Below are 10,660 nucleotides of genomic sequence, written 5' to 3' on the forward strand. Positions count from 1 at the left end.
TCGACCTCCTTTGACGGCGCCTTCGCGGCGCGGTTTGGGTGCATGTTGCGACCGTTTTGCACGGTCGACCTGTAAGTTTACCTTAGATGCCGGCGATTGCGAAGTTGAGCAGCAGCTCAGCGAGCGGATACACGGTAACGTCGAAATAGCGGCCGATTACGTCGATGCCGGTCCACGTAGGCAGCAGGTACAGCACCAGGATGAGGATGGGCATAGCGTATTGCTGCAGATGGTAGTAGTTGTTGAGCGCCTTGCCCTTGAGGAAGGGCACGATGATCGACGAGCCATCGAGCGGCGGGATCGGGATGAGGTTGAAGAACGCGAGTGACAGGTTGACCACGATAAAGGTGGCGCCGAAGTTCATGATCTGTGACGCCAGGGCAAAGGACATGCTGGTGTAGAGGCTGCCATATGCCAGGCGCATGAGGACCGCGGCAAGACACGCGAGCGCGATGTTCGATGCGGGGCCGGCAACGCTCACCAGGACCTCGTCGCGCTTGGGGTGCTTGAGGTTGTTGAGGTAGACGGGCACGGGCTTGGCGAAGGCGAACACCGGGCCGCCGGCGGCAAGCATGAGCAGCGGCAAGATGATGGTGCCAAACGGGTCGATATGGTTGAGCGGGTTAAGCGACACGCGGCCGCGTGATCGGGCCGTCTTATCGCCGAGTGCCCACGCCGCAGCGGCGTGCGCACTCTCGTGGATCACGATGCCGACGATGACGGCGACGGCGCTCGCGAGCAGGTTCATGATGTAGCTGCTGGACATGGTGCTCCCCTAGCGGACGCGGCGCGAGGCGCGAGCGAGTAGGTAGTCGGCCACAAACAGGATGACGGCCACGATGGCGTAATCCAGGCGGAATACGCCGCCAAAGGGCGAGGTGATGACGCCGTAGCCGGCGATGGCGCTCGGCAGCGCGCGCGAAAGCTCAACGACAAAGCCCACGATCTGCAGCTTGGCGGTGAGGCCGCTAAAGCACAACAACACAGTCATCGCACTCATAAAAATGCCGCAGATGCGACAGGCGATGGCGATGATGCTCATCGCCACGGCAGCGGCCTTACGAGAGTTCACGCGCGGTCTCCTCTTCGATCTGGGTGGAAAGCTCCAGCCATTCGTCCTCGAGCTTGGGCAGCTCTTGCTTAAGGCCGTTATATTCCCCCAGCGCGGCATTGAACTTGTCCTGATCGGCATAAAGCTCTTCGCTTGCCATCAATTCCATAAGCTCGTCATAGCGAGCACGCTTTTTGTCCAGCTCTGCCTCGATCTTCTTGAGCTGGTTGCGCACGCCCTTGAGTTTTTTGTTGAGCGCAGCGCGGGCCTGGGCCTCGGCACGCTTCTGCTCCTTGGTCTTTTTACCCTCGGCAGACTTGGGGGTGGCGGTGGGTGCATCGGCCTGGGCGGCGGTTGCCTTGGCGGGCTTGGCCGCGGTCGGCGCACTCTCCCCTGCCGCTTCGGCGGCGGCGCGGGCTGCGAGGTCCTCGCGCTTGTAGAGGTAGTAGTCGTAGTCGCCGTCATAGACCGTGACCTTGCCATCGCGGATGTCGATCACGCGGTTGGCCACGGCGCGCACCAGGTGCTCGTCGTGGCTGATCAGCACGATGGTACCGGGGAAGTTTTGCAGGGCGTTCTCGAGCATGTCCACAGAGTCGATGTCCAGGTGGTTGGTGGGCTCGTCCAGGCACAGGAGCGCCTCGGGGGCCACGAGCATCTTGGCAAGGGCCAGACGTGCCTTTTCGCCGCCGGAGAGGACACGGACCTGCTTTTCGATTGCGTCGTTGTCGCTAAACAGGAAGGCGCCCAGCAGGCTGCGCTGCTGCGGTACGGTCCACTTGGGCGTAACGGTGTCGATCTCTTGCAGGACGGTATTGGACTCGGTCATACCCTCGAGTGCGTGCTGGGCGTAGTAGGCGACGCCGACGTTGGTGCCTAGGTCGCGGGCGCCGGTGGTGGGCGGCTCCAGGCCGGCGAGGATCTTCATGAGCGTGGACTTGCCGGCGCCGTTGGGGCCGACGAGCGCCACGTGCTCGCCGCGGTAGAGCTTGAGGTCGATGTCGCTGTAGATATGCTTGTTGCCGTAGGACTTGGAGACGCCCTCGAGCCCCACGACCATGTCGCCGGAGCGCGGTGGGTCGGGGAACTTAAAGTCGATGTGCTTGTGGCCCTCGGGCAGGATGACAAGCTCCTTTTTGATCTGCTCGATCTTGCGGATTCGCTCCTGAGCCTGGGCAGCCTTGGTGGGCTTGTAGCGGAACTTGTCGACGAAGACCTGCATGTGGGCGATGTCGCGCTCCTGGGCGGCACGCTTGGCGCGCATCTGCTCCAGGTTGTCTTCGCGCTGCTTGAGGTAGCTGTTGTAGTTGCCGGTGTAGGTGGTCACGCGACGGTTTTCGAGTGCGGCGACGTGGTCGACGCAGGCGTCCATGAAGGCGCGGTCGTGGCTGACGATGAGGACGGCGCCGTCGTAGTTGGCGATAAAGCCGCGCAGCCACTGGACGCTCTCGAGGTCCAGGTGGTTGGTGGGCTCGTCTAGAAGCAGCAGGTCGGGGTGGCGCAGGAAGAGCTTTGCCAGCGCGATACGCATCTGCCAGCCGCCCGAGAACTCGGAGCACGGGCGCTCAAAGTCGGTGACCTTAAAGCCCAGGCCGGACAGGATTTTGCGGGCGTTGCTCTCGAGCTCGTAGCCGCCCAGGTGCTCAAAGCGGTCCTGGACCTGGCCGTACTCGTTAAGGAGTGCGTCGACGTCCTTGCCCTGCTCGGAGAGCTCGGTGATTTGGGCCTGCAGCTCGTTGGCGCGCTCGCCCATGCGGCGGATTTCCTTGGCCGCCGCCATGACCTCGGCGAGGATGGTGGTGTCCTTTTGCTCCAGGTTGGTTTCCTGCTCTAGGTAGCCCACCTGGCAGTCCTTTGCGTACTGGACCTGGCCGGCGTCGGGGCTGTCGATGCCCATGATGATCTTGAGCATGGTGGTTTTGCCGGCGCCGTTGGGGCCCACGAGCGCGAAGCGCTCGCCGGGGTTGATCTGGAAGGATGCGCCGCTAAAGAGGACGCGCGCGCCGAAGCTTTTTTCGATCTTGTCGACCAGGAGGATCATGGTGCCGCCTTTGACCTTGTGTGCCTATATGAAAAAAGGCCCCAACTTGCGTTGGAGCCTCATTCAATGCTCGGGTGGAGACGAGGGGGATCGAACCCCTGACCTCTTGACTGCCAGTCAAGCGCTCTCCCAGCTGAGCTACGCCCCCGTGCGAAGAAGTACTATACGGGAACTCGGACGACGATGCAAGGACAATTTTGGAAAAACTTTCCGGGGGCGGGCGCCGGAGTCGCGCGGGGCCGGGCCAGCCTGCGGAGCGCCTGGCCCCCGCACGGCCCCTACGCCGGCCGACTTGGCGCGCGGAACGCGACCCTCTCCGCGCAACCGGATTTCCTATGCGTCGCCAGTCCCATTATCGGGTCCGATTGCGAACCGTCCCTCATCTGCGCCTCAGAACTATGCCGGTTTACTACGATGTATCTGTAATGTTCGACCACGCACGCCTTTTCGTGTAACCGTCGGACTCTCTACCTGCGGTTTTGCAAACTGAGAACACGCGGTGGTCGAAGGTCGCCGATCCGTCGTAGTAAACGGGCATGGTTTTGAAATGGCATCAGGTTGATTTCACGCTGAAATGTCTTGAAGCCCTGAATTTAAGGCCTTAACTTTTTATAAAACACTCCTTATCTGCGACGGGCCTAGATTAGCTGTTGTTCAGCATCGAACTTGATCTTGCGTTGTGCGACTTGCTCGTGCATGGTAGTATTTCACGACGTGAAGCGAAGAAATTAGGCCTGAGTTGCCTTTGCTAGAATTGCATTCACCGTTCATAAGGGCTCTTGGCGCAACGGTTAGCGCAGGGGACTCATAATCCCTGGGTTCTGGGTTCGAATCCCGGAGGGCCCACCAGAGTATTTCGAGGCTGGGCATTACGCCCGGCCTCTTTGTTATTGGCGCTGCAGACCAGGTTTGCTATCCAGATACGTAAAGTTATTAACATTCATATTCGTAATTAACAATGGGTATGTCGCCAAGATGCTGCTCAGTCAACACATGGCGTAAATCGATAGATATGAAAAAAGGCCCCAACTTGTGTTGGAGCCTCATTCAATGCTCGGGTGGAGACGAGGGGGATCGAACCCCTGACCTCTTGACTGCCAGTCAAGCGCTCTCCCAGCTGAGCTACGCCCCCGTGCGAGAAAGTACTATACGGGAACTCCCCCGCCGATGCAAGGACAATTTTGGAAAAGATTTTACGGTGCGTGGAACGGCGCGGGGCCGAAGGGACACACGATGCCCGAAATAGCCCGCGGGGCGCGCCCCGCGGGCAGCGGCAAGCCCGCCGCCCTCCTTCCCGGGGCGCGCATGTCGCCCCAGGTGCCGCCGGCCAGAACAAAGCAATCCGCGGTGCTTCCGCGGGAGGGTTTCGTCTGAGCCCCTCTCCGCGCCTTCGGGTCAATTTACTGAACCGTGCGCAGCTCGCGCCAGCTGGTCGCTTCATAAACAGACCGGTTTACTGCGACGATTCCCGGATTTCCGACCACACGCCTACATTCGCAAAACGGGCAGGCATTCTACCTGCGGTTTTACGAGCGACGAATTCGGTGTGCTCAGCTACCCCCAATCCAACGTAGTAAACCGGCGTGGTTTTAAAATGGCACTTAATTACTGGCAGCATATAAAGTAGTAATAATGCTCACTTGAACAATATTACTTACCAATACCAAGCCAATTGCACAGAACGTTGGCTCGCAATCTGGTCTCAGCGCATCTCATCGCCTCGGTTTTTGGTTTGTAGCGCAACTCCAATCGCTCACACACACTGTGAATGATGGCATCAAGCTGATCGTGATCATTGAGCATGTCATGGGTTACAAGAAATACGTCGTATCCCATGCTTTGTAATGCTGTCATTCGTGCGGCATCGTGGTCCAGCACGGCGCCTGAACCATGGATAACCTCTCCCTGAAGTTCGATAAGCACAGCTTTCATTATTATTGGGTTTACGATGACGATATCGCCGTAACAGATTTTCTGACCTGCGATTTTTCAAGCTGAATTCGACAGCGGTGTTAAGTCGTTGACGTATATGTTTTTAAACTCCGCTCCGCCAGTACGCCTCGGAAGACTTAGCAACATGATTCCAGCAACTTCTAGCGGGGATGCCGCAATACCCATTACCTGCCGTGCGGCTTCGTAGAATTGTTTTCCCCACATCTCGCCCTTAACCTTCGCTGCAAATCTGTGCAGTTCTTCTATTTCAATAAGAGGCTTTCTCATCCAGAGCGATGTGCCTTTTCCGTTTGCTTTATTTCCGGATCCGTCATTCTGCTGCCCACTTTGATCATTCTCGCTGTCCTTCTGGCTCGCACGAGCATAGACTCGCTTCCATGGGGCCTCGTCTTGGGTTTCATCTAGTTCAAAAAGACTTTCTGTGGTGTACTGCTCTTCTTCTGATTTTGCTTGCTCAAGTGCCATGTCGACCGCGGGCGATGGTTTAAAAACCGAAAACCATCCGCAGAGCTCGTACATGGCCAGAACCAGGTCGCATGAAGAAACGCTTCGAGTCATGGTGAATAGCGTATGAAGAGGGTCTGTGACGCTAAAGCCCATGCCCATGTCGATCGAGACCTTCTCTGTATAGGCGCTGTTCCATCGGATGGTACGTCTTGTCTCGGAATGTAGGTTGCTTCGAGTTGATGCTGCTGTGATGACTGGGGTCTTGAGGACGTCGGTTACGAATGGGGCTTGGGATAGAGCTCGCCAGCCTTCTTCGGAGTTGGGCAGGCGCGGGTAGAGATCGCGCACCTGTGGCGGGCAGCGCCAGTAACGGAATGCGGTGTTTGCGCAGACGATTTCGTCCATTTGCGCCTCCCCTGGTATCGGCCGTAGACCATGCGGTTGTGGTCGTGGACGATTATCTACCGGGGCATCATGCGGGTAAGTACCGGAAGCTGACCAAACGCTGACCAAAAGCTTGACGAGTTCTGCCGAAAACCGTCGTGTGATAGAAATCCGCTGGAAGACGCTCTGGGCATGCGGTCCCTGTCTCCACATTTGCGCTCGAATCACATGGGGAGTTCATTGAAATTACGGATGTGTTTTATACAAAACATGCAATGGCGTCAAAAAAGGGCGCGATAAAAAAAGACGCCTTATACGACTTCGAGTCGATTTTGGTGTCGGCCTTGGTGTCAAAAGGAAAAAGGTCAGAGGCTTAACACCTCTGACCTGCGCTTTTGATGGTGGGCGATACAAGATTCGAACTTGTGACCCCATCCGTGTGAAGGATATGCTCTACCCCTGAGCCAATCGCCCGTCGCCTTTCGGCAAAAGAGATACTATCATAGCCGAGCGTGGTTTACCAAGAACTTTTTGCCCCCGATTTTAAATTCGTGAGTGCCAGTCAAGCCAAAGCAACCAAAGCAATCGGCAAAACCGCAGCTAAACTACCATTTACCGCTTTATCCACGAGGTCTCAGGACGGCAGATAAGTCGAGCGTTGTTGTAAGCCATGTCGAGCGTGAGGCAGGTGCGTGCGGCGTAGAAGCCGTCCTCGCGTTGGATGGTCAGTGCCAGTTCGGGCTTGTCGCCGGTTAGGCACAGCGGCAGCAGCAGCTGGATCCGGCCGCCGTAGAACTGCGGCACGGCGAGCGTGTAGTTGGCGGCGGCGCGGCGGGCGGCCTCGACGACGGCTCCCTCAAAGGCGCGGCGCAGCAGTAGCGAGTTGCCCTCCCCCATCAGGCTGGCGGGAATACGCGTGAGGTTCTCCTCATCGCCCAGAATGTGGTCGATGTTGGAGCGGATGGGCAAGCGGTAGTCAAAGACCAGCTCGGAGGGGTCCTCGGCAAAGCGCACGCGGCACGGCAGGTACTCAAACGAGACCAGCATGGGGTCGCTCTCCTTAAAGAAGCCCTTCAAAAACCAGCGCTGGCGCGCGTCGGGCTTGGTGTTGGGCTCAAACAGGCCATAGATGGTCTCGTAACGGCGCGTGTACAGGCCGGTGTTGAACAGGCAGCGGTCGTCATCGAACACCAACGGCAGGTTGGACGGCGCGGTCTGGTCCACGTCGCGCTCGGTCAGGAACACCGCGCGGCTAAACGAGAACGACAGATAGTTTTTGAGGATGCGGTTACTGGGACCCCAGTCCTCGGGGTCGGCTAGATCGACCAGGCGGTCGTAGCAGGGCTCGGGGCAAAACGCGAAGTCGTACACATTGCTGCACAGGGTGCTAGGGAGTTCCATGTGGCGTCCATTCCATTCAATAACCGGCATGCGGATGCTTAGATTCTATACGTGCGACGCACCGTCGAGACGCACAACGCAATTGCGCCTTAGTTCTTTGACGAGCTCGTCGCGGGAGCGGCTTTCGGATACGAGGTCCTGGATCCAGGCGTAGTGCGGGAAAAACCGAGATCTGTCGACCAGACCCCGATTTTACGCTTTCGAGACATGCTTTTTTAAATAGCAGATGTCTTGGGGCTGCTATGGCGGCCATGTAATTTGAAAAATGGAAGTCCGATCAACAAATAGGGGTGCCACGGCAAACGCCGGGGCACCCCGTCTCAGAACCTATATTGCTTTCCCCTAATCCTCTAAGTACTTAGAGGAATGCAAGGACAACAGCAAAGACAATGCACGTGACACCTATCCCGAGCGGAAGTCGTGCCTTCTTCTTTTTGTCCTTAATAAGAAAAGCCTCGATTGCAGACGCAAGGACCAGAAATCCGCCGATAATTAGCAGGTCAAGCGCAACGAAACGGACGGTCGAAATATCGGAAGAGATCCCTCCGGCATTAACGTTCACGAGCGTAAAGATCGCGGCGAAGACGGCAAAGAGTGCCAGCACATTACCGTAAATACGAGATTCGATATTGGCAACTTCTTCCTTTTTGTCTTCAACCTTTTTGAGCTCTCCGGCATAGACGTCGGAATAGTCGGCGAGCCCATTAAAGTTAAGCTCATCGGAAAAGGCTCCATGGTAAGGATGGGCAACCGTGCCTTCGACGTGCTGGAATGCGACCTGCGCGATGCCCTTAGACTTATCGAGGGTAATGGTGCTGCCGCTTACGTTTGTAACACGATAGAACAGCCTAGTTCCATGGCCAGGGAAATAGAGCGGTGCATCCAAAGAAAGCCCTTGGCGAATGCGCGAATTGCGCAGAAGTACGCTAGCGGTCAGATTGTTGGGTAGCGCGACACATTCAACGCAAGAGACAAAAGTCGAGTCTCCGGGGCCAAGCTCGACCTCGAACTGCTTGCTTTCATTAATGTAGAATCCGTCGGTGCGCAAGTCATACGTAACCTGGCCGATGTTCGAAGCATCGGCATTGAGCAGCACCTTGTTGTCGATAAGCTCTTGAATCTTAGTATCGCTCAAGTACATATGAACCACTTCCTTAGGACAACGAGTATAGCACTGAGGTATTGCACTGGCGGCTGTCCCCAAAGGGGACACAGGTGAAGTAAGTTCAACTTCTCTACTCGGCACGCACCCTTAAATAAACTCTCCCGTCTCCAGGTCAACGAAGTCCGCGAGCTTTATCTTTCCGGAGAAGCCGCTCCCCTTGTACTTTCCTGCGTAGGTCTCAGTGTCGAACTTGAACGAAATGTTATACAGCTTTCCAGTCTTTGTCTTCCTGATTAGCCCGTTTTCCAGCATGTAGCTCAGTACCCTCTTATGGCTTTCTCTATCGTTTCCGTTTAGGTAAAAGCAGCAGACACCTTGTTTCGAGCCCGCCGCGATGAGCGTTTCGGGATTCGAGTATTTGGCCTCTACGACGACGCCATCAAGAACTGCGGTTCCGACAATGTCGTCCATGAGGGCGGTTTTGAATGGAGAGAAGAAGAACATCCATTTGCCGCATTGGACAGGATTTATGTCGTGGATTCGCTCCTTATTGATAAACCAAATCCATGAGAACGATTTGACCCTGGCAATCGAGCCGGATTCGTTAAGAAGCGTTTCTTCGACGGACGGCGTTAATTCCTCGTTGTTGCCTGTGTTATTTGAGCTTGCCATTGCATTAATCCTAACAGTCGCCCTTAATAAAGCTCCTCGCCAGCAGCCTCGAGCGCTTGTATCGCTGCGCGTTTTAGCTCATTGAGACTTTCGTAGCCGCTTTCCGACAGCTGGATTATTCGCACGTTGAATGAGTCACCGTACTTGTAATCGGCATACACATCGCAATTGCTCCTACCGAGAAACTGTATGGCCGCTCGATCAATTGCCTTTGCGCTTTGGCCTACGTAGTACAGATCTTTGGTTGCATTATGGACAATGAAGATGCCAGTAATTTCGCCTTGCTGTGTCAGGGCCTTTCGCTGAGACATAAACTCTTCGGCGCTCGCGGCGATTTGAGGATCATCTTCTAGGAGCGATTGGCGTAGCCCTAGTAGATTCTCTTGTTGCCTTGATGCAGTAATAACAAGAAAGAGCCCGTCCACAAAAAAGAATAAGCCAAGGAGTAAGAAAGTAAAAGAAAGCGAGCCATATATGTTGGCACTCGATGGCAGAGCGGAAAAGAAACTGACAATTGCCAATACAAGCCCAGTAACGCTGATGACTTTTCCGATCGGGATGAGCCTCCTTGGAGGGGACGATGCGACGGTTTTGATTTGATAGTAGTTCCTCATGTTATGACTCCAGTGATATAGGCAATTGGGTCCAAATGAAGCTTTATAAACGGTAGCATTTGGATTGCAATTATCTTATCGCTCTGGCAGATGGGGTGTAAGGCTCAACATCGGTAATGGATCGAGAGGCAGTCGAGCTGAACAAAATAGTGCCGTCGCAGCGATGGCTGATACGGCACCAATCTCTAAGAAATTGATTTAGTAGTAGGCTAAAGACTTCTGCAATAGCTGCATTCATCCCTCTCTGGTCTCACTTAAACGGGGCCTTAGCAGCGAAATGCGGCAGCCAGGAGCGTTGTTCCCAGAAGGAAAAGCGTTACGGAAGCGGCAATCCAGTCGCTGTCGGCGGTCTTGGGGAGTGTCGTTGCGGTCGTGCTGGTGGCTTTAGGCTTAGAGGACGCAGGCACTGTGGTCTTGGTCACCGTCGTCTTGATCGTTATGTTTGTTTTGGGCGACGTGGCCGCAGGTTTCACCGTTGGATCCGTCGTCGGCCCCGCACCGGGCTGCCCTGCAGCAGGGCCGGCACTACCATCTGGTTTACCCTCCCCGCATCCAGGCACGTCGTCTCCATCGGTCTCCCCTGCCGGTGGCGTGGCGGCATCGGGCTCAACCACCACATGCGGTGCCATCGCACCGGCAGCATTCACCACGCCGTCAGCACCAAAGGCCCCGCCGGCAGGCGTCACAAACCGTGCGGACACAAGCGAGCCGCCCAAGCACGCGACGCCGCCATCGGTACCTGCCGCATCGAGCCATGAGGCGTCGACGGAAAGCCGACAGCCGGCCGCACCATCGCCAATGCCCACATCCTGCAGATACACACCGTATGCGCGCACGCCCGCTCCGGACCCGGTGCCCGCGGCAACGACGCGCCCGCCGCCGCGCACGGCCATGTCGCCTGCGATCACGCCCGCTACCGCCTCGTCCGTAATATCGGCCCCGTCCGCCCGGGCGTCGACGGTGCATCCGTCCACCACGAGCGCCTGCGAGAT

General features: G+C 56.5%; 10 protein-coding genes and 4 tRNA genes. 1 reads left to right on the forward strand and 13 read right to left on the reverse strand.

What is annotated here, in order from left to right; translation table 11 throughout:
• Positions 1 to 82: 82 nt before the first annotated feature.
• The 4 genes from PGW49_RS08655 to PGW49_RS08670 form a co-directional block, all read right to left on the reverse strand.
• Positions 83 to 766 (reverse strand): site-2 protease family protein, encoded by a 684-nt coding sequence (locus tag PGW49_RS08655; RefSeq protein WP_148346669.1) that lies wholly within the window; start codon positions 764 to 766, stop codon positions 83 to 85.
• A gap of 9 nt (positions 767 to 775) precedes the next feature.
• On the reverse strand, positions 776 to 1,072 hold the full coding sequence (locus tag PGW49_RS08660) for a hypothetical protein (protein WP_238057677.1): 297 nt from the start codon (positions 1,070 to 1,072) through the stop codon (positions 776 to 778).
• Entirely contained in the window at positions 1,059 to 3,092 is a 2,034-nt protein-coding gene (locus tag PGW49_RS08665) for an ABC-F family ATP-binding cassette domain-containing protein (RefSeq protein WP_270226261.1), read from the reverse strand. Before PGW49_RS08665 ends, PGW49_RS08660 begins: the two co-directional genes overlap by 14 nt.
• 75 nt (positions 3,093 to 3,167) lie before the next feature.
• Positions 3,168 to 3,240: transfer RNA gene (locus PGW49_RS08670), tRNA-Ala, on the reverse strand.
• 625 nt (positions 3,241 to 3,865) lie between these two features.
• On the opposite strand from PGW49_RS08670, the gene PGW49_RS08675 reads away from it, so the two are divergent.
• A tRNA-Ile gene (locus tag PGW49_RS08675) sits at positions 3,866 to 3,941 on the forward strand.
• Positions 3,942 to 4,151: 210 nt separating this feature from the next.
• Here PGW49_RS08675 and PGW49_RS08680 read toward each other — a convergent pair.
• The 9 genes from PGW49_RS08680 to PGW49_RS08720 all read right to left on the reverse strand — a co-directional run.
• Positions 4,152 to 4,224 (reverse strand) — tRNA-Ala (locus tag PGW49_RS08680).
• A gap of 518 nt (positions 4,225 to 4,742) precedes the next feature.
• Positions 4,743 to 5,015 (reverse strand): DEAD/DEAH box helicase family protein, encoded by a 273-nt coding sequence (locus PGW49_RS08685; protein WP_270226262.1) that lies wholly within the window; start codon positions 5,013 to 5,015, stop codon positions 4,743 to 4,745.
• Between the two features lie 66 nt (positions 5,016 to 5,081).
• Entirely contained in the window at positions 5,082 to 5,897 is an 816-nt protein-coding gene (locus PGW49_RS08690; RefSeq protein WP_270226263.1) for a hypothetical protein, read from the reverse strand.
• A 378-nt stretch (positions 5,898 to 6,275) separates the two neighbouring features.
• A tRNA-Val gene (locus PGW49_RS08695) sits at positions 6,276 to 6,350 on the reverse strand.
• A 138-nt stretch (positions 6,351 to 6,488) separates the two neighbouring features.
• Entirely contained in the window at positions 6,489 to 7,277 is a 789-nt protein-coding gene (locus PGW49_RS08700; protein WP_195644992.1) for a DUF3825 domain-containing protein, read from the reverse strand.
• A 358-nt stretch (positions 7,278 to 7,635) separates the two neighbouring features.
• The gene (locus PGW49_RS08705; RefSeq protein ID WP_006236350.1) at positions 7,636 to 8,418 is read right to left on the reverse strand and encodes a dCTP deaminase/dUTPase family protein; all 783 of its coding nucleotides are present in this window, start codon (positions 8,416 to 8,418) and stop codon (positions 7,636 to 7,638) included.
• Positions 8,419 to 8,529: 111 nt separating this feature from the next.
• On the reverse strand, positions 8,530 to 9,054 hold the full coding sequence (locus PGW49_RS08710) for a hypothetical protein (protein ID WP_225093582.1): 525 nt from the start codon (positions 9,052 to 9,054) through the stop codon (positions 8,530 to 8,532).
• 23 nt (positions 9,055 to 9,077) lie between these two features.
• Positions 9,078 to 9,668, reverse strand: coding sequence for a hypothetical protein (locus tag PGW49_RS08715; protein WP_270226264.1), 591 nt, complete (start codon positions 9,666 to 9,668; stop codon positions 9,078 to 9,080).
• 266 nt (positions 9,669 to 9,934) lie between these two features.
• Positions 9,935 to 10,660, reverse strand: a 726-nt coding sequence (locus PGW49_RS08720; RefSeq protein WP_270226265.1) for a hypothetical protein, incomplete at its 5' end; no start/stop codon positions are given.

The sequence above is a fragment of the Collinsella aerofaciens genome (genome assembly GCF_027679495.1).
Taxonomy (GTDB): domain Bacteria; phylum Actinomycetota; class Coriobacteriia; order Coriobacteriales; family Coriobacteriaceae; genus Collinsella; species Collinsella aerofaciens_AK.

What these genes read in the sequence shown, in the direction of transcription:
- PGW49_RS08655 (WP_148346669.1), bottom strand. Translation starts at nt 766, where the DNA reads ATGTCCAGCAGCTACATCATGAACCTGCTCGCGAGCGCCGTCGCCGTC.
- PGW49_RS08665 (WP_270226261.1), bottom strand. Translation starts at nt 3,092, where the DNA reads ATGATCCTCCTGGTCGACAAGATCGAAAAAAGCTTCGGCGCGCGCGTC.
- PGW49_RS08690 (WP_270226263.1), bottom strand. Translation starts at nt 5,897, where the DNA reads ATGGACGAAATCGTCTGCGCAAACACCGCATTCCGTTACTGGCGCTGC.
- PGW49_RS08700 (WP_195644992.1), bottom strand. Translation starts at nt 7,277, where the DNA reads ATGGAACTCCCTAGCACCCTGTGCAGCAATGTGTACGACTTCGCGTTT.
- PGW49_RS08705 (WP_006236350.1), bottom strand. Translation starts at nt 8,418, where the DNA reads ATGTACTTGAGCGATACTAAGATTCAAGAGCTTATCGACAACAAGGTG.
- PGW49_RS08710 (WP_225093582.1), bottom strand. Translation starts at nt 9,054, where the DNA reads ATGGCAAGCTCAAATAACACAGGCAACAACGAGGAATTAACGCCGTCC.
- PGW49_RS08715 (WP_270226264.1), bottom strand. Translation starts at nt 9,668, where the DNA reads ATGAGGAACTACTATCAAATCAAAACCGTCGCATCGTCCCCTCCAAGG.